General features: G+C 66.4%; 17 protein-coding genes. 6 read left to right on the top strand and 11 right to left on the bottom strand.

Annotated features, from left to right (window positions below; genetic code table 11):
- The first annotated feature begins 11 nt into the window (after positions 1-11).
- The 4 genes from AUL33_RS01060 to AUL33_RS01045 all read left to right on the top strand — a co-directional run bounded on the left by AUL33_RS01060 (position 12) and on the right by AUL33_RS01045 (position 4146).
- Entirely contained in the window at positions 12-1040 is a 1029-nt protein-coding gene (locus AUL33_RS01060; protein ID WP_244491842.1) for an ABC transporter substrate-binding protein, read from the top strand.
- 80 nt (positions 1041-1120) lie between these two features.
- Positions 1121-2182, top strand: a complete 1062-nt coding sequence (locus tag AUL33_RS01055; RefSeq protein WP_062202785.1) for an ABC transporter ATP-binding protein — start codon at positions 1121-1123, stop codon at positions 2180-2182.
- Positions 2179-3357 (top strand): ABC transporter permease, encoded by a 1179-nt coding sequence (locus AUL33_RS01050; RefSeq protein ID WP_062202783.1) that lies wholly within the window; start codon positions 2179-2181, stop codon positions 3355-3357. Before AUL33_RS01055 ends, AUL33_RS01050 begins: the two co-directional genes overlap by 4 nt.
- A gap of 3 nt (positions 3358-3360) precedes the next feature.
- The gene (locus tag AUL33_RS01045) at positions 3361-4146 is read left to right on the top strand and encodes an ABC transporter permease (RefSeq protein WP_062202781.1); all 786 of its coding nucleotides are present in this window, start codon (positions 3361-3363) and stop codon (positions 4144-4146) included.
- A gap of 37 nt (positions 4147-4183) precedes the next feature.
- Here AUL33_RS01045 and AUL33_RS01040 read toward each other — a convergent pair whose 3' ends face one another.
- Together AUL33_RS01040 and AUL33_RS01035 are read right to left on the bottom strand one after the other, a co-directional pair.
- Positions 4184-4852, bottom strand: a complete 669-nt coding sequence (locus tag AUL33_RS01040) for a hypothetical protein (protein ID WP_062202780.1) — start codon at positions 4850-4852, stop codon at positions 4184-4186.
- A complete protein-coding gene (locus AUL33_RS01035) occupies positions 4852-5163 on the bottom strand; it encodes a DUF3572 domain-containing protein (RefSeq protein WP_062202778.1) in 312 nt (103 codons plus the stop codon). The genes AUL33_RS01040 and AUL33_RS01035 overlap by 1 nt, the downstream gene beginning before the upstream one ends.
- A 118-nt stretch (positions 5164-5281) precedes the next feature.
- Between AUL33_RS01035 and AUL33_RS01030 the strand changes: the two genes are divergently transcribed.
- Together AUL33_RS01030 and AUL33_RS01025 are read left to right on the top strand one after the other, a co-directional pair.
- The gene (locus AUL33_RS01030) at positions 5282-5653 is read left to right on the top strand and encodes a response regulator (protein ID WP_062202776.1); all 372 of its coding nucleotides are present in this window, start codon (positions 5282-5284) and stop codon (positions 5651-5653) included.
- Positions 5654-5660: 7 nt separating this feature from the next.
- Positions 5661-7019 (top strand): PleD family two-component system response regulator, encoded by a 1359-nt coding sequence (locus tag AUL33_RS01025; RefSeq protein ID WP_062202774.1) that lies wholly within the window; start codon positions 5661-5663, stop codon positions 7017-7019.
- Positions 7020-7476: 457 nt separating this feature from the next.
- Here the strand turns inward: AUL33_RS01025 and rpmG are convergent, their stop codons facing one another.
- The 9 genes from rpmG to AUL33_RS00980 form a co-directional block, all read right to left on the bottom strand.
- Entirely contained in the window at positions 7477-7644 is a 168-nt protein-coding gene (gene rpmG / locus AUL33_RS01020) for a 50S ribosomal protein L33 (protein ID WP_062202772.1), read from the bottom strand.
- Between the two features lie 306 nt (positions 7645-7950).
- Positions 7951-8448 carry a hypothetical protein gene (locus tag AUL33_RS21940; RefSeq protein ID WP_156419219.1) on the bottom strand — a complete coding sequence of 166 codons (498 nt, stop codon included), beginning with the start codon at positions 8446-8448 and terminating at the stop codon, positions 7951-7953.
- A gap of 268 nt (positions 8449-8716) precedes the next feature.
- Positions 8717-9160 carry a DUF983 domain-containing protein gene (locus AUL33_RS01010; protein ID WP_082652230.1) on the bottom strand — a complete coding sequence of 148 codons (444 nt, stop codon included), beginning with the start codon at positions 9158-9160 and terminating at the stop codon, positions 8717-8719.
- The gene (rnr, locus tag AUL33_RS01005; protein ID WP_062202769.1) at positions 9157-11430 is read right to left on the bottom strand and encodes a ribonuclease R; all 2274 of its coding nucleotides are present in this window, start codon (positions 11428-11430) and stop codon (positions 9157-9159) included. The genes AUL33_RS01010 and rnr overlap by 4 nt, the downstream gene beginning before the upstream one ends.
- Before the next feature lie 8 nt (positions 11431-11438).
- Entirely contained in the window at positions 11439-14198 is a 2760-nt protein-coding gene (topA, locus tag AUL33_RS01000; RefSeq protein WP_062202767.1) for a type I DNA topoisomerase, read from the bottom strand.
- Between the two features lie 121 nt (positions 14199-14319).
- Entirely contained in the window at positions 14320-15453 is a 1134-nt protein-coding gene (dprA, locus tag AUL33_RS00995; RefSeq protein WP_374754393.1) for a DNA-processing protein DprA, read from the bottom strand.
- Complete coding sequence (gene plsY / locus AUL33_RS00990; RefSeq protein WP_062202764.1) at positions 15453-16067, bottom strand: glycerol-3-phosphate 1-O-acyltransferase PlsY; 615 nt, start codon at positions 16065-16067, stop codon at positions 15453-15455. Before plsY ends, dprA begins: the two co-directional genes overlap by 1 nt.
- The gene (locus tag AUL33_RS00985; RefSeq protein ID WP_062202762.1) at positions 16064-17380 is read right to left on the bottom strand and encodes a dihydroorotase; all 1317 of its coding nucleotides are present in this window, start codon (positions 17378-17380) and stop codon (positions 16064-16066) included. The genes plsY and AUL33_RS00985 overlap by 4 nt, the downstream gene beginning before the upstream one ends.
- Positions 17377-18333: an aspartate carbamoyltransferase catalytic subunit gene (locus AUL33_RS00980; protein ID WP_062202760.1), complete on the bottom strand. Its 957-nt coding sequence runs from the start codon at positions 18331-18333 to the stop codon at positions 17377-17379. The genes AUL33_RS00985 and AUL33_RS00980 overlap by 4 nt, the downstream gene beginning before the upstream one ends.
- Positions 18334-18660: the final 327 nt, after the last annotated feature.

The raw sequence follows: 18660 nt of genomic DNA, 5'->3' as shown, positions 1-18660 counted from the left end.
ATGCACTGCGAATGACGATGGGCGGCGCCCTTCTGGCGGCCCTGATGGCCTCGGCTCCGGCCTCGGCCCGCGACCTGACGGTCGTCTCCTGGGGCGGCAACTACCAGGACGCGCAGCGGGAAATCTACTTCAAGCCCTTTGCCGAGAAAGCGGGCAAGCCGCTTCTCGAAGAATCGTGGGACGGCGGCTATGGCGTGCTGGCCGCCAAGATGCAGGCGGGCGCGGCCAATTGGGATGTCGTGCAGGTCGAGGCCGAGGAACTCGCGCTCGGTTGCGCCGATGGCATCTACGAGAAGGTCGACTGGTCGAAGCTCGGCGGCGAGGACAAGTTCATTCCGTCCGCCGTCAGCGATTGCGGCGTCGGCGCGATCGTCTGGACCACGGGCATCGGCTATGACGCCGACAAGCTGAAGGCGGCGCCGACCAGCTGGGCCGACTTCTTCGACACCACGAAGTTTCCAGGCAAGCGCGCCTTGCGCAAGGGGCCGAAATACGCGCTCGAATTCGCCCTCATCGCCGACGGTGTCGATCCGAAGACGGTCTATGAAGTGCTTGCCACGCCCGAGGGCGTCGACCGCGCCTTCAAGAAACTCGACACGATCAAGTCCGATCTCGTCTGGTGGGAAGCCGGCGCCCAGCCGATCCAGCTTCTCGCCTCGGGCGAGGTGGTGATGACGTCGGCCTATAACGGCCGCCTTGCGGGCATCAACAAGTCCGAGGGCAAGAACTTTCAGATCGTCTGGCCCGGGAGCATCTACGCTGTCGATAGCTGGGTGGTGCTGAAGGGCTCGCCCAATAAGGACGCGGCCTTCGACTTCGTGCAGTTCGCCAGCCTACCGGCCAACCAGTCCAAGCTGCCCGACTACATCGCCTACGGCCTGCCGGACAAGGAAGCCGGCGCCATGCTGAAGCCGGAAGTCGCGGCACAGCTGCCGACCGCGCCTGCCAATCTCGATGTGGCGATCCCGCTCGACACCGACTTCTGGGTCGACAACATCGAGGCCCTGACGACCCGCTTCAACGCCTGGGTCGCGCAGTAACGCAGAGCTTCCGAGATCGGCCGGCGTGACTGTCCGGCCGATCCGATCTTCCTTTGCCGACGCCAACCTTCCGGGGGCCGATGAACGCGTTCATCCACTTTCACGACGTCTCGAAATCCTTCGGGCAGACGCTCGTCGTCGAAAATCTCGAACTGGAGGTGAAGAAGGGGGAGTTCGTGTCGCTGCTCGGTCCTTCGGGGTCCGGCAAGACCACGATCCTGATGATGCTGGCGGGCTTCGAGGACGCCTCGTCCGGCGCTATCTGGATGGATGGCGAGCGGATCCAGGACCTGCCGCCGCACAAGCGCGGCATCGGCGTCGTGTTCCAGAATTACGCCCTGTTCCCGCACATGACGATCGCCGAGAACGTCGCGTTTCCCCTGCAGATGCGCGGCATGGCGAAGTCCGAGATCCGCGAGCGGGTTGCAAAGGCGCTCGATCGCGTGCGTCTCGGCCATCTCGGCGAACGACGGCCCGACCAGCTTTCGGGCGGCCAGCAGCAGCGCGTGGCGCTGACGCGCGCACTCGTCTTCGAGCCAAAGGTCGTGCTGATGGACGAGCCGCTCGGCGCGCTCGACAAGCAGCTGCGCGAGGAGATGCAGCTCGAGATCCGCGAGTTGCACCGGCGTCTCGGTCTCACCGTCGTGTTCGTGACGCACGACCAGGGCGAGGCGCTGACCATGTCGGATCGCGTCGCCATCTTCGACAAGGGTCGTATCTCGCAGATCGGCTCGGCCTCCGATGTCTACGACAAGCCTGCCAACGCTTTCGTCGCGCAGTTCATCGGCGAGACCAATCTGCTCAAGGCCGAGGTCGCGTCTCAGGACCACCGCGAACTCGTGGTCGATTTCGGCGAGGGCGCGCGCATCCGCACGCCGCGCCCGGCGTCGGGCGATGTGGCCGGTAACGTCGTTGTCTCGATCCGCCCGGAGCGCCTGATGCTGGCGAGCGAGGCCGGCGACAACAGCTTCGAAGCCGGCGTCGACGATGTCGTCTATCAGGGCGACCATCTTCGCCTGCACCTCTCGCGCGGCGCCTTGCGCTTCGTCGTGCGCTGCGAGCGGCGCAACGCGCCCCCGGCAGTCGGCAGCCGCACGCATTTGCGGTTCGATCCCGCCGACTGCACGGTCTTCGCCGCATGAGCCGCTCCGGGGCCTCGCTGCGCAGTGCGGCGCTCATCGCGCCGCTCTTCCTGTTTCTCGCCGTGTTCTTCTTCTGGCCGCTCTGGACGGTCATCTCCGTGTCGGTGCGCGACGGGGCGATCGTCTCCGCACTGCCGCGCACGGTCGCGGTGATCGGAGACTGGGACGGGACGGGTGTGCCCGACGCCGAGATCCAGGGCGCGCTCGTCGCAGACCTTGCCGATGCCGAATCGACGGCGCTCGGCCCTGCGGTGCGGCGCCTCAACAGCGAGGTGTCGGGGTTCCGCACGCTGATACCGAAGACCGCGACCGCCGCCCGCGAGGCCGCCGGCGGCACACCGCCGGATCTTGCGACCCTCGACCCGCGCTGGGCCGACACGCGCTACTGGACGGCCATCGCCAGCGGCGCATCGGCCTACACCGACCGCAATCTTCTGGCCGCCGTCGATCTAGCGCGCGATGCGGGCGGCGCGGTGACGCGGCTGCCGCCCGAAAGTTCCGCCAACCGGCTGATCATCGGGCGAACCTTCCTGATTTCCGGCATCATCACCGTCTGCTGTCTCGCCATCGGCCTGCCCTATGCGATGCTGCTCGCGGCGACCTCAGGCTGGAAGCGCAACGTGCTCCTGATGTCGGTGCTGCTGCCGCTCTGGACTTCGCTTCTCGTGCGCACCGCCGCCTGGTTCATCCTCCTGCAGGACCAGGGCCTCATCAACCGGACGCTGATCGACCTCGGCCTCACCACCCGGCCGGTGCCGTTGATCTTCAACCGGACGGGCGTCGTGATCGCGATGACGCACGTGCTGCTGCCGTTCATGGTGCTGCCGATCTACAGCGTCATCAACTCGATCCCGAAGACCCTGATGCCCGCCGCCGCCTCGATGGGCGCCAGTCCGATGCGCGCCTTCCTGCGCATCCTCCTCCCGCTGGCGATGCCGGGCATCCTGTCGGGCTCGCTCCTCGTCTTCATGGTGGCCATCGGCTACTACATCACGCCCGCGCTCGTCGGCGGACCGAACGACCAGATGATCTCGTCGATCATCGCCTTCTACTCGCTGCAGACGGCGAACTGGGGCATGGCCGGGGCCCTCGGTCTCATCCTGCTCGTGGTGACGACGGTGCTCTATCTCGTCTACGGCCGTCTATCGCGCTCCGCCGCGCCCTTGGGAGCCTGAGCCATGCTGCGCAGTTTCCAAGTGCTGTTCAGCGGTCTTGCGGTGGTATTCTTGCTGTTGCCGCTCGTCGCGATCCTGCCGCTGGCCTTCACGTCCGGCATCTTCCTCAACTATCCCATCCCCTCGGTCTCGACCCGCTGGTTTGCGGAACTCGTCAACGCCGATGTCTGGCGTCTTTCGATCGTCAACAGTCTGATCATCGGCCTGTCCGCCACCATCCTGTCCGTCGTTCTCGGCACCACGGCGGCGCTCGGGCTGCGCAGCGGTCTTGTGCCCTTCGGCAACGTGGTGCGAACCGTGTTCCTCCTGCCGATGGTGGTGCCGGCCGTCGTGCTCGGCGTCGGCCTGCAGATCGCGCTCGTGCGGCTCGGCCTCGCCAGCAGCTACAGCGGCGTCATTCTCGCCCATAGCGTGCTCTGCGTGCCTTTCGTCGTCGTCAGCGTGTCGACGGCGCTGCAGGGGATCGACCGCCGCGTGGAGCGGGCGGCGGCGAGCCTCGGCGCATCGCCCGCCACGGTGTTTCGCCGCGTCACCTTGCCGCTGGCGTTTCCCGGTGTTCTCACCGGGGCGGTCTTCGCCTTCGCCACTTCGCTTGACGAAGTCGTGCTGACGCTCTTCGTCGCCGGGCCAAATCAGCGGACGCTCGCACGACAGATGTTCTCCTCGATCCGCGAGAACATCTCGCCGGCCATCGCGGCAGCGGCCTTCCTGCTCATCGTTGGCACCATGCTGCTCGCCGGCCTGGTGGCTCTCATGAACCGGCATCGGCGTAGCCCCACGAGCGCTTGATCACCGAACCGCTTGGCGTCGAGTGGCTGCTTGGATCTTAGCCGCGAGAGACATCACCTTCCACGATGCCCCGCAGGATCGTCTCGGCTTGGGACCAGTTCGCGGCCTCGAACGTGGAGGAGGGCAGCAGGGGCAGGTGCGCGCGAAACTGCGGATCCGCCATCAGGTGGACGAGAGACACGTCCGGCGCGCTGCGACGAACCCCTTCGAGGTTCGGCGGCAGGTCGTCGACGAACGCGACCGGTCCCGTCCAGCGTGCTTTCGCGTCGAAGAGGAACGCGCCCTTGGCCCGTTCGGTGGCGATCATCGGCCAGCGCAGCCCGGCTCCATCCAGCAGCCGGCGTCGTTCCGGATAGAAGGTCGGGGTCATCGCCGTCAGGAACAGGATGTCGGCGATCTCGCCGAGACGCTCGAGCGCTTCGATGACGCCGTCGACGGCCGTCTGCCGCTGCTCCTGCTCGGCATAGAGCTGCGCCGTGATGCCATCGAGCGCGTGGCCGGTCAGGGCCGCGCCGGTCGAGAGGGACCGCACGTTGCCGGTCAGCCGGAAACTGTCGAAGTGCAGCCGGGCGCCATGCTCGGCCAACAATTCGCAGAAGGGTGCGATGAAGTGCAGCACCACCTCATCGATGTCGAACACGAGAAGCGCGTCGTGGCGCCGGTCGAGGTCTGCGATGGCGGGGCCGACCGTGGTGCGCGACGTCATCAGGAGAACGATTCCGAATAGGTGGTTCCAAGGACATGGCGCGCTGCCGCGACGCGTTGCGGCGGCAGGCCGGCATGGGCTGCGAACTCTTCGAGGGTGCGTTCGTCGCCAAGGATGAAATCGAGCACGCCAGCAAGGAACGAGGGGTCGTCCGCCGCCTGCCGCAGGTTCTCGAGCTCGAGGCCCGTCAGGCGCAGGAAACGGTTGAAGAGCAGCGAGTCGCCCGCGATGAAGCTCAGCGCTTCGATGGCCAACGCCGCAGCGTTGTCATCGGGTGTGGACCGGTCGTTCGGCCCGTCGTTCGATATCATCCCCGCCTCCTAACCATAACTGGATGGATTCCTCATTTCTTAAATCAAATTGCGGTAAGTCTCGGTCATGGACGCCGGGAAACCGGCCGACGTGGCGTCTGGCAATGGGATATCGCGTATGACCAAGACCGTCATGATCGTTGAAGACAACGAACTGAACATGAAGCTTTTCCGCGACCTGATCGAGGCTCACGGATACCGCACGGTTCAGACGCGCAGCGGCTTGACCGCGATGGACCTGGCGCGGGAAACGCGGCCGGATCTGATTCTCATGGATATCCAGCTTCCCGAGATTTCCGGCCTGGAAGTCACCCAGATGCTGAAGGCGGATCGCGAGTTGAAGGCGATTCCCGTCATCGCCGTCACCGCGTTTGCCATGAAGGGCGACGAAGAACGGATTCGGCAGGGCGGCTGCGAGGCCTATATATCGAAGCCGATCTCGGTGGTTCGTTTCATCGAGACGATCAAGTCGTTTCTCGGGGACGCGTGACCCAACCATGACTGCCAAGATTCTCGTCGTCGACGATCAGCCGATCAATCTGCGCCTCATGCAGGCGCGCCTGAACGAGGAATATTTCGAGGTCCTCCTCGCCACCAGCGGCGCAGAAGCGCTGCAGCTCTGCCACCGCGAGCCGATCGATCTCGTCCTGCTCGACGTGATGATGCCGGACATGGACGGCTACGAGACGTGCCGGCGCCTGAAGGCGGACGGTGCGACACGGCACATCCCCGTCGTGCTGATCACGGCGCTGGACGATCCGCGCGACCGGGTGACCGGGCTGGAGGCGGGCGCCGACGACTTTTTGACCAAGCCTGTCCGCGACCTGCCGCTGTTCTCGCGCATCCGCAGCCTGACGCGGCTGAAGATCCTGACCGACGAACTACGCGTGCGCGCCGAGACGACGCTGCGCATCATGTCGGGCGACGATCTCTTGGTGGCCGGGCGCAACGGCGTCACGCCGGGCTCTGTTCTCGTGGTGGTCGATCAACTGGCGGACGGCGAGCGCATCGCGCGGCATCTGCGCAGCGAACATCAGGTCCGCATCTCGCTGGGCGGCGGAATGGACCTCGTGTCCGATCCCGCGCTCGACCTCGTGGTGGTCGATCTCGATGCCAAGTCGTTCGACGCCCTGCGCCTCTGCTCACAGATCCGGTCGAACGAGACGACGCGGCAGCTGCCGGTGCTTCTCGTTGCCTCCGAGCAGGAGGAAAAGCGGATCGCGCGGGCGCTTGAAATCGGCGCCAACGACTACATCCTGCGCCCGGTGGACCGGAACGAGCTGCTGGCACGCACGCGGACGCAGGTCAAGCGCCGCCGCTACGACGACAGTCTCCGGCGCAGCCTCCAGGAGACGATCGAGCTGGCCACGGTCGATCCGCTGACTGGGCTCTACAACCGGCGCTTCCTCGACAGCCATCTGGCCCACGCGATCGAGCGTTTGCGGACTGAGGGCAAGACGCTTTCGCTGATGATCGCCGACATCGACCACTTCAAGCAGATCAACGACGGCTGGGGCCACGATGCCGGCGACGACGTCCTGCGCCAGTTTGCGGCCCGCGCGCAGCACAGCATCCGCGCCGGCGATCTCGCATGCCGCATCGGCGGCGAGGAATTCGTGGTCCTGATGCCGGACGTGGACTGCGCGGCCGCCGAGGCGATCGCCGAACGGCTGCGGGTGACGGTGGCCGAAGAGACGTTCCAGATTGGCGATGAGCGGATCAGCGTCACGGTCAGCGTCGGGTTCGCGACGTTGACGCCGGGCGACACCGACGCGACGCTTCTGAAGCGGGCAGACCTCGCCCTCTACGAGGCCAAGCGGGGCGGGCGAAACCGGGTGGTGGCTCTGGCGGCGTGAGCCGCGCCACGCTTAACCATTTCTGAAAAGATCCCAGACGATTTTCACCTTCGGCGTTGCGCCGACGGTGATTCTCGGCAAATCTGGTATCACGGAGACTTCGAGACACAGGCAACAGTCTCGTTTCGGTTTCCCCATGGAATGCTCAGGTCCGCCGCATCTCCTGGGTCCCGTGGGGCGGTCGGTCGGCAGACGGTCATATGCGGTGTCCTCGCGCCGCGACCGGATTGCCGGCCGACCACTTAACGACCGTGCCGCATCCTCACAAATCCAGTCGCTCGCTCTGCCAATCCGGGATCGGCTTGGCAGGCGCACAGGCTTGCCCGGACTTCCCGCGGTCTGTGCGCCCGCGTTGAACGCACGATTGATCTCCTGGACCCGTCGGGTCGCAAATCAGCGCCGGACATGAAAACGCCGCCCGGAGGCGGCGCTGAAACTCGGGCGAGGGCCCTTGACCTTACTTGATCTTGGCTTCGCGGAACTCGACGTGCTTGCGCGCGACGGGGTCGTACTTCGTCTTGACCATCTTGTCGGTCATCGTGCGGCTGTTCTTCGTGGTGACATAGAAGAAGCCGGTCTCAGCGGTGCTGAGCAGCTTGATCTTGATCGTTGTTGCCTTAGCCATGTCTTACGTCCATCCGTCTGGCGAAATCATATCCTGCGCAACGCGGGTGGCCTGACGGACGACGCGCGGGGCATACAGGACATCGTTAGGGTCGATCCGGTCCCGAACCGCAACCGGCACGACACCAGACGGGCGCACCAAAGATGACCCGTCTCTTGGCGCGGACACTACGCATGGCTACGCCCAAGTCAAGGGGGCGGCATGGGTCCAGGCCGTTCCGGCGCCGCGAAAGCCTTGGCCGACCGTGCTCCACGGGGCCAGCGAAAGCGGCCTTGGCACTCCTGCGAGCAAGGCCGCTTCTCTGGCCTAGAGGGCGGACAGGTGAAACGTCCCCCTGACGCAACGCAGAAACGGCATCGGCTGCGATGCATCGGCTTCCGTCCCGTCGCGGATCCGGGCCTCAGCATGCGCGAGGACGGCGCTGGTGATCGGTGCCAGTCGAAACCGCTCGGCCGCCTCGATCGGCGAAATCCAGCAGACCTCGTCGAATTCGTCGCTCGGTCTCGCTGCAAAGTCCACATCCCCGGACATGTGCGAGCGCTCGACGAGAAAGAACCGCGTGTCGAATCGTCGGGGAAACCAAGGGGGCGTCACCGCTCGCGCGATCGGGACGAGAACCTCCGGTATCGGTCGCATCGAATTCGCGGCGAATTCGCACCAAGACTCGGAGAGGTCGGAGAAGAAACCGGGCTTGGCGAGAAAGACGCCCGTCTCCTCATAGGTTTCCCGGATCGCCGCCAGCGCGAGGCCGACCGCCCGGACGGGTGTAAAGATCGCCGGCGTCTCAGCCATGAGACGTGTCATGACGTCCGCCCCGAGCGGGAAGCGAGGGGATAAGTTGCGGTCGGACCGTTCGGCCCGGCCACCGGGAAACACGAGATGATCGGGCATGAAGGCATGACGGTGACCCCGCAGGCCCATCAGGAACCTGACCTCAGGACCCGAGCGGTCGAAAACGACGAGCGATGCCGCATCTTGCCTCCAGACGTGCGGGATCCCTACGGTATCTGCGGGGCGTCCATCCGTCGCAACGATCGACGCGAAGGTTGGAAAGCGCGTCATCGCGGCTCCCTCAGTGATCGGCGCCATCCGGCGATCCGCCGAACCCATGCATCCGCAGCGCCCACTGAAGACCGATCGTCCCACCCTTCAGCGGACGAAGCAGCACGAGCGACAGGGCCAGCGTGACCGGGATCCAGATCGTCAGATGCGCCCAGAGCGGCAGCGTCGTCACCTCCTCGACACCCATGAACAGGGCGACGACGAGATGGCCGACGATGAAGACGGTGAGGTAGGGCGGCAGGTCGTCGGCCCGGTGGTGATGGATCAGCTCGTGGCAGACCTCGCAGGCTTCGACGCTGGTCAGGAAGCCGGCAAAGAGCTTTCCCTCGCCGCAATGGGGGCAACGCATCAGCAGCCCGCGGCCGATCGAGCGCCAGAGATCACGGCGCGGCGCCGCCGGCTCGTCGGCCTGGCCGGCGCCATACTCGATCGGGGCCGCGCGGGACTGCGTCATCGTCTTTTCCTGTTCTTCGCGCCAGCCGCCTTCAAGCGTGGTGCCCGGCCGGGTCGCGCTGGCCGGCGGCCTGCCTTGTGGAAGGACGCGTTGGTCGCCGGCAGTTCGCGCGGCTCTGTCAGCATCTCGAAGCGCATCGAGCCAGCAAGCGGGATGGCCTCGACGAGCTTCACCGACACCGTGTCGCCGAGACGGTAGCCGCGCTTGCTGCGATCGCCGACGAGCGAGTGCGCGATTTCGTCATAATGATAATAATCCGAACCGAGCGTCGAGATGGGGATGAAACCATCTGCACCGAAAGCCGGCAACTGGACGAAAAGTCCCGACTTGGTGACGCCGGCAATGCGTCCGTCGAACTCGTCGCCGATGCGTTCGGCCAGATGATGCGCGATCAGCCGATCGACCGTGTCGCGTTCGGCCGCCATGGCGCGGCGTTCGGCGCGGCTGATCTCGTCCGCCGTCTGCTCAAGCTGGTCCTCGTCCTCGCGGCTGAGACCGCCCTGACCGAAGCCGAGGGCGGTGACAAGCGCGCGGTGGACGACGAGATCGGCATAGCGCCGGATCGGCGAGGTGAAATGCGCGTAGCGCACCAAGTTAAGGCCGAAATGACCGATGTTCTCGGGCGAGTAGGCGGCCTGACTCTGCGAGCGCAGCACGACCTCATTGACCAAGCTTTCGTGCTCGGTGTCCTTCACGGCATGCAGGATGCCGTTGAAATGCGAGGGCCGCAGCGCACCGCTTTTGGCCAGCGGCAGTTCGAGCGTGCGCAGGAAGTCGCGCAGCGATTCCATCCGCGCCATCGAGGGCGCATCGTGGGCGCGGTAGATGAGCGCCTGCCGTTTGCTCTCAAGCGTTTCGGCCGCCGCGACATTGGCCTGGATCATGCACTCTTCGATGAGCTTGTGCGCGTCCAGCCGCTGGGGAACGATCACCCGATCGACGCGGCCGCTGGCATCGAGCACGATCTTGCGCTCGGGCAGGTCGAGATCGAGAGGCTGGCGCGTGTCGCGGCCCATCTTCAGCGTCGCGTAGGCGGCCCAAAGTGGGCGCAGCACGCCGTCGACGATCGCCAGATCGACCTCGTTCGGCGTGCCGTCGATGGCGGCCTGCGCGTCCTGATAGGCGAGCTTGGCGTGACTGCGCATCATGATGCGGTGAAACTCGTGCCGGCGCTTCTCACCCTGCGCGTCGAAGACCATGCGCACGGCTAGCGCCGGGCGGTCGACACCTTCGCGCAGCGAGCAGAGATCGTTGGAGATCCGCTCCGGCAGCATGGGAACCACGCGGTCGGGGAAGTAGACCGAGTTGCCGCGAAGCTTCGCCTCGGCGTCGAGCTTCGTGGCGGGGCGCACGTACCAGGACACGTCGGCGATCGCCACGGTGACGATATGGCCGCCGGGATTGGTGGGGTCCTCATCCGGCCGCGCGTGCACGGCGTCATCATGGTCCTTGGCATCGCGCGGATCGATCGTAACGAGCGGTAGATCGCGCCAGTCCTCGCGGTCGTCCATCGTCGCGGCGCCCGCCCGGTCCGCCTCGTCGAGCACGGCCTTGGGAAAGACATGCGGGATCGAATGGGCGTGAAGCGCGATGGTCGAGATTGCGCGCTCGGACTGGAGTGAGCCCACGACCTCGGCGACCGAGCCGATCGGAAGCCCGGCACGCGAGCGCAACGACGGCTCGACCTCCACGAGATCGCCGTCCTTGGCGCCGCGCGTGTCGCCGGGGCCGATCATGTATTCGAGCTGCCGGCGTTCCACCGGTTCGATGCGCCCGCCGCCACCCGGTGCGGAGCGGAACACGCCGAGCGCACGCGAGGTCTTGCGATCGAGGAGCCGGATCACCTTGGCGACCGGACCTTCGAGCGCTTGCATGTCGAGCTGAGCCAACACGCGATCGCCGATGCCGGCGGCCGGACCGTCGCGGGTCTGACGAAGCGCGAAGCGGGGGCGGGGCCCGTGCTCGTCTTCGTTCCAGCCGACGGGATCGCCGAGAAGGCCGCCCTCGTCGTCGCGATCCCGGATCTCGAGCACCGAGACGGTGGGCGCAATGCCGGCCTGCGAAAAGCGCTTGCGGCTGCCCTCGATCACGCCCTCGGCCTGGAGGTCGGCGATGAGGTCCTTGAGGAAGACACGCGCCTCGCCCTTCACGCCGAAGGCCTTGGCGAGATCGCGCTTCGTCGCGAGATCGGGGTTGTCCGAAATGAAGCGGAGGACCGCCTCCCGGCTCAACGAGCGAGTATCCTCAGTCGGTTTCGCTCGTCTCGCCATCGTCGATCCTAGTCTGCCTTGACCTTCGAAGCCTTGATCAGCTCCGTCTTGGGGGCCGCCTTCGGGGCGGGCGCGGTGGGCGCCGCCGCCTTGGCGGGTGCACGCCTTGCGGCGGGCTTCTTCTTTTCCGTCGGAGCCTCGGCGTCGTCGGCCTTCGCCGTCTTGGCCTTGGCGGGCGCCTTCTTCGCCGCCGGCTTCTTCGCCGCGGCCTTCTTCGGCACCTTGCCCGTCTTCTCGGCGCGCTCGTTCAGGAGCTGAATCGCTTCCTCGAGCGTGACGGAGGTCGGATCCTTGCTTTTCGGCAACGTCGCGTTGATCTTGCCGGCGTTGACATAAGGTCCGAAACGGCCCTCGCGAACCGTGATCGGGCCACCGATATCGGGATGCTCGCCCAGCGTCGCAAGCGCCGCGGGCGTGCCGCGTCCACCCCGTCCGCCCTTTTCCTTCTTCTCGGCAATGACGGTGACGGCGCGGTTGAGCCCGACCGTCAGAACGTCCTCGATCGAGTCGAGATTGGCGTACGCGCCATCATGCTGAAGGAAGGGCCCGTAGCGGCCGAGGCCGGCGAGGATCGGCTTGCCCGTCTCGGGATGCAGGCCAACCTCGCGCGGCAGCGACAGGAGCTGAACGGCCTTCTCGAAGTCAATGTCGGCGACGAGCCAGCCCTTCGGCAGCGACGAGCGCTTGGCCTCCTTGCCGTCGCCGCGCTGGACGTAGGGTCCGAACCGGCCCGAGCGCAGCGTCACCGGCTCGCTCGAATCGGGATCGACGCCAAGCACCTTCGGCTCGTTCAGGCCTTCGCCGTCGACGCCCTCCGCCTGCATGTTGGAGCCGAGCTGCCGGGTAAAACCGCAATCGGGATAGTTCGAGCAACCGACGAAAGCGCCGAACTTGCCGAGCTTGAGGCTGAGCTTGCCCTCGCCGCAGCGCGGGCAGGCGCGCGGGTTCGAGCCGTCGCCGCGATCGGGGAAGACGAGCGGCGCCAGTTCCTCGTTCAGCGCATCGAGAACGTCGGTGACCCGCAGTTCCTTCGTGCCGTCGACCTGCGCCGAGAAGTCCGTCCAGAAGTCGCGCAGCACATCCTTCCACGCGAGCTCACCGGCCGAGATGCGGTCGAGCTTGCCTTCGAGATCAGCCGTGAAGTCGTACTCGACATACTTCTCGAAGAAGTTGTGCAGGAAGGCGGTGACGAGCCGGCCCTTCGAATCCGGGAAGAGCTTGCGCTTGTCCTGGACGATGTACTGCCGGTCTTCGAGCGTCTGCAGCGTCGCCGCATAGGTGGAGGGGCGGCCGATGCCGAGTTCTTCCATCCGCTTGATGAGCGAGGCTTCCGAGAAGCGAGGCGGTGGCTCGGTGAAATGCTGCGTCGGGTCGATCGAGCGCTTCTTCAGCGTGTCCCGTCCGCCGATTTCGGGAAGACGGGCCGCCTCGTCTTCTTCCTCCGGCTGCTCGGTCGGAGATTTGGAGTCGTCGCGGTGCTCCTGATAGGCGCTGAGGAACCCCTCGAAGCGGATCACCGAACCGGTGGCGCGCAACGTCGCTTGGCGCCCGCCGTTCTCGGCCAGGATCTCTGCCGTGGTCCGCTCGATCTCGGCCGCCGCCATCTGGCTGGCGATTGCGCGCTTCCAGACGAGGTCGTAGAGCCGCGCCTGATCGCGATCGAGGAACTTCTCCATATCCTTCGGATGACGATCGAAACTGGTCGGGCGGATGGCCTCGTGAGCCTCCTGCGCATTCTTGGCCTTCGCCGTGTAGACGCGCGCCTTCTCCGGCACGTGCCGATCGCCGAAAGTCTTGGCGATCGCGATCCGCGCCTCGTCGATCGCTTCGGGCGCCATCTGCACGCCATCGGTTCGCATGTAGGTGATGAGACCGACGGTCTCGCCGCCGATGTCCATGCCCTCGTACAACCGTTGCGCCACCTGCATCGTGCGCGAGGCGTTGAAGCCGAGCTTGGCGGAGGCCGCCTGCTGCAGAGTGGACGTCGTAAAGGGCGCACCGGGATTGCGGCGCGTGGGCTTGGCCTCGACGCTCGCCGCCTGGAACGAGGCGCCGTTCAGCATGTCGCGGATTTCGAAGGCACGTGTCTCGTTGCCGATCGACAGCCGGTTCAGCTTCTCGCCCTCGAACGAGGTCAGGCGTGCGACGAACTCCTCGTCGCGCGGCGTCGTCAGCTTGGCTGCGATCTGCCAGTATTCGTCGGTCTTGAAGCGTTCGATCTCGGCTTCGCGGTCGCACACGAGCCGCAACGACACGGACTGCACGCGCCCTGCCGAACGAGCGCCCGGCAGCTTGCGCCAAAGGACGGGCGACAGCGTGAAGCCCACGAGGTAGTCGAGGGCCCGGCGAGCAAGATAGGCATCCACCAGCGGCGCGTCGATCTCGCGCGGATTGGCCATCGCGTCGAGCACGGCCTTCTTGGTGATGGCGTTGAAGACGACCCGGCTCACCGGCTTGTCTTTCAACACCTTCTTCTGCTTCAGCACTTCCAGCACGTGCCAGGAAATCGCCTCGCCCTCGCGATCCGGATCGGTCGCCAGGAACAGGCGGTCGGACGTCTTGAGGGCGGTCGCGATGTCGCTGAGTCGCTTCTGGGACGGCTTGTCGACTTCCCAATCCATCGAGAAGTCGTCGTCCGGGCGAACCGAACCGTCCTTCGCCGGCAGATCGCGCACGTGACCGAACGACGCCAGCACCTTGTAGTTGCTGCCGAGATACTTGTTGATCGTCTTCGCTTTTGCGGGCGATTCGACGATGACCAGATCCATGAGGCGTGAGTCCTGGGGAGGGCGCGGGTCGTGCCGTGCCGAAAGTCTTCTTCGCTCACATGGACAGCCTGAGCGCGCCGGTCAACCCCGCTTGATCCCGGCGCTCTGGCGCCGATGCCCGTCAGGACAGAAGGGAAACACGCCCGCCCGCATGCCGTTCGAGGCGCCCGGCAAGGTCGAGTTCGAGCAGGACGAGTTGCAATTCACCCAGCTCGGCACCGCTATGGGCGAGAATGTCGTCGACCGCGGTGGGCGCTGCACCAAGTGCCCGCAGGATCCGGTCGCGGCCTGCATGGCTCGGTTCCTCGAACGCCTCGTCGTCGGCTTCGCGCAGCATGTCGTCCGTCAACCGGGCGGGCATGCGCGGGTCGAGCGGAGAGAGCGCCTGGAGGATATCGGCAGTTTCGGTGACGAGCGTCGCGCCGTCCTTCAGAAGCGCATTCGTTCCGGCAGCGCGGATGTCGAGGGGCGATCCCGGGACGGCGAAGACCAGCCGGCCGAGTTCGCCCGCGAGCCTCGCACTGATCAGCGAGCCCGACCGCATGGCCGCCTCGACCACGAGAACACCGGCCGCCAAAGCAACGACGACGCGGTTGCGGCGAGGAAAGTCGGCCGCGCGTGGCTCCCAGCCGAAGGGCATCTCGGTGACCAGACAGCCGCCACCATCGACGATCCGGCGCATCAGCGGCCGGTTTTCGGCTGGATAGGGCTTGTCCAATCCGCCGGCAAAGACGCCGATCGTGCCGGTCGGGAGGCTGGCCTCGTGGGCTGCGGTGTCGATGCCGCGGGCGAGGCCCGAGACCACCGCATGACCGGCTTCGCCGAGTTCCCTAGCAAACATCTGCGTCAGCCGCGTTCCCGCCGCCGACGCGTTGCGCGCCCCGACGATCGCGACGGCGGGTCGCTTCAGCACCGAGGCGTCCCCCATGATCGCCAGCACCGGCGGCGGCGTCTGCGACAGGCGCAGCGTCTGGGGATAGTCGGCCTCGCCGATGGTGACGAAGCGGGCACCGAGCCGCGTCGCCGTCGCCATTTCGACCTCGGCGACTTTGAGTGTCGCGATCTTCAACGGTCGCCGCGAGCCGCCGCGCGCGGCGAGATCGGGCAGGGCGTCGATCGCAGCTTCCGCGCTGCCGAAGCGGCGGATCAGCGAGGCGAACGTGACCGGCCCGACATTTTCGCTACGGATGAGGCGAAGCCGCGCAAGACGCTCGCTCTCGGAGAACCGAGGCGGTTCCGCAGGGGGCGCGGCGATCAACCCTTGGCCCCGATCTTCCCTTCCGTTCCCGCCCGAAGACGCCGGATGTTGGGGGCATGCTTGATGTAGACGAAGATGGTCAGCAGTGCCGTCAGCGCCGCCGCGAGCGGATTGCCGAGGAGGATATAGGCGATCGGCACGACGAGGGTCGCCGTCAGGGCCGCAAGCGAGGAGTAGCGCGAGAGCTTGGCAATACCGAGCCACACCGCCGCGAAGACGAGCACGCCGATCGGTGCGAAGCCCAAGAGCACGCCGATATAGGTGGCGACGCCCTTGCCGCCCCGGAACCCGAGCCAGACCGGGAAGAGGTGGCCGAGGAAGGCGCCGAAGCCCGCGACCGCAGCCGCCGGCGCGCCCCAGCGCCAGGCGATCAGGATGGGGATGGTCGCCTTGAGGAGATCGCCGAGCAGCGTCAGCGCGGCGACCTTCTTGTTGCCGGTCCGCAGCACGTTGGTAGCGCCGATATTGCCCGAGCCGATGGAGCGCAGGTCACCGAGGCCGAACGCCTTCGTCAGGATCAGGCCGAAGGCGATCGTGCCGCACAGGTAGCCGCCGACGAGTGCGATCAGGAGATGGGTGGGATCGGCAAAGAACCCGTCGAATACGGTCATCGTCCCGCGCTTCCATCCGGCGCTTCGAAGACGGTGCGGCCCGCCACGACCGTCCGCAGCACTTCACCCTGGAAGCGGGCGTTCTCGAAGGCGGTGTTCTTCGAGCGCGAATGAATGCGCGACTTGTCGAAGACATAGGGCGCGTCCAGATCGACGAGCGCGAAGTCGGCGGGACGGCCGACCTGCAGCGTGCCGCGATCGAGCTTCAGGAGCTTCGCCGGTGCCGCCGTCACCGCCTCGATGAGGCGCATCAGCGGTACACGTTCGGTGTGATGCAGGCGCAGCGTCGCGGGCAGGAGGGTCTCGAGGCCGATCGCGCCGACTTCGGCTTCCGCGAAGGGGCGCCGCTTGCCGTCGGCATCCTGCGGGTCGTGCGAGGAAACGATGATGTCGAGCGTTCCGTCCGCCAGACCCTCGATCATCGCCTGACGGTCGTCCTCGGAGCGCAGCGGCGGCGAGAGGCGGAAGAAGGTGCGGTACTCGCCGATGTCGTTCTCGTTCAGCGACAGGTGGTTGATCGAGACGCCGGCGGTGGCCTGCGTGCCCTCGTCCTTGGCGCGGCGCATCGCCGAAAGCGACAGCGCGGTCGAGAGCTTGGCCGCGTGGTAGCGGCAGCGGGTGAGGGCGGCGAGACGCAGGTCGCGCTCCAGCGGGATCGCCTCGGCCTCGCGGGGAATGCCGGGCAGGCCGAGCCAGGAGGCGAGCAGCCCCTCGTTCATGACACCGGCGCCGGTGAGGTCGGCGTCCTGCGTCTCATGCATGAACAGCGCGTCGAAGTCGCGGATGTAGGTCATGATCCGCCGGATCATGCCGCTGTTCGAGAGCGTCTTGCGTCCTTCCGTGAAGGCGGGGACGCCGGCCTGCGCCAGGATGCCGATCTCCGTCATCTCCCGCCCGGCGAGGCCCTTCGTCAGCGCGGCCGACGGAAACACGTTGATCGCGGCGGTCTCGCGGGCGGTGCGCATGACGAACTGCGCCAGCGCCACGTCATCGATCACCGGGTCGGTGTCGGGCATGGTCAGGATCGACGTGACGCCACCGGCGGCGGCCGCGCGCCCGACCGAGCGGATCGTCTCGCGATGTTCGCCGCCGGGCTCGCCGATGAAGACGCGGGCGTCGACCAGACCGGGGATGACGAGGAGGCCGCGCGCGTCGAGCACGTCCGCGCCGTCCGGGCGTCCCTGGTTCAGGGCATCGGACCCGGACGCGACGATGACGCCGTCCACCACAATGAGCGTGCCGCGGGCGTCGAGGTTGCGGGAGGGGTCGAGGATCCGGGCGTTTTCGACGACGAGCGGGCGCGTTGCGATCATCGACCGGCCTCCGCGTGGTCGCCGATCAGCCATTCCATCACGGCCATGCGCACGGCGACGCCCATTTCCACCTGTTCCTCGATGACGCTCTGCGGGCCATCGGCGATTTCCGAGGCGATCTCGACGCCGCGATTCATCGGGCCGGGATGCATCACCAGCGCGTCCGGCTGGGCGCGGGCAAGCTTCTGCGCGTCGAGCCCGAAGAAGCGAAAATATTCGCGCACCGAGGGCACGAAGGAGCCCTCCATCCGCTCGCGCTGCAGCCGCAGCATCATCACGACATCGGCGCCGGCGAGACCCTCTTCCATGTTGCGGAAGACCCGCACGCCCATCTCCTCGATCCCGGCCGGGAGAAGCGTCGAGGGCGCGACGACGCGAACGTCGGCGCCGAGCGCGTTCAGGAGGAGGATATTGGAGCGGGCGACGCGGCTGTGCAGCACGTCACCGCAGATCGCCACGACGAGGCGCGCGACGCGGCCCTTGTGGCGACGGATCGTCAGCGCGTCGAGAAGCGCCTGCGTCGGGTGCTCGTGCGCGCCGTCGCCGGCATTGACCACTGCGCAGCCGACCTTCTGCGCCAGGAGCGCTACGGCGCCGGCGGCATGATGGCGCACCACGAGGATGTCGGGTCGCATGGCGTTGAGGGTCATCGCGGTGTCGATGAGCGTTTCGCCCTTCTTCACCGAGGAATTGGCGACCGACATGTTCATGACGTCGGCGCCCAGACGCTTGCCGGCCAGCTCGAAGGAGGCCTGCGTGCGCGTCGACGCCTCAAAGAACAGGTTGATCTGCGTGCGCCCCTTGAGCGCCGCCTTCTTCTTGTCGCGCCCGAGGCTCACGGCGACCTCGCTCTCGGCAAGGTCCATCAGATGATGGATGTCGGGGAGCGACAGCCCGGCGATGCCGAGGAGGTGTCGACGGGCGGCGGTCGGGTGGGGCGAGGGCGCTGACATGTCGAGGTCGGCCTATAGGAGAAAGCGGCCATCCTCACAAGCACTCGTCGCGTGAGGATGGCCACGAAAGAGCGAGGCAACGGACGTTGGAGCGCGATCCGTCCACAGGCTCGTTAACCTTACCGAAGTCTTTCGTTTGCGGGATACAACCGAAGCGGCGAGGTTGACGTTAACGAGACGTTAAGACATCGCGGAGATCGACCATGCAGCGGCTGCCGACCAGCTTTGCCTTGAGCCTCTGGCTCGGCTTCCATGCCGTCACCGGCGTGTCCGAACTTGCCAATATGGCGGGTGTCAAAGCGATGATGGGTCACGCGCTGGAGGCAC

It is taken from the genome of Aureimonas sp. AU12, assembly GCF_001463705.1.
Classification (GTDB): Bacteria; Pseudomonadota; Alphaproteobacteria; order Rhizobiales; family Rhizobiaceae; genus Aureimonas.
The sequence above is the reverse complement of the archived record's forward strand: the minus strand, read 5'-3'. Positions and strand labels throughout refer to the sequence as shown.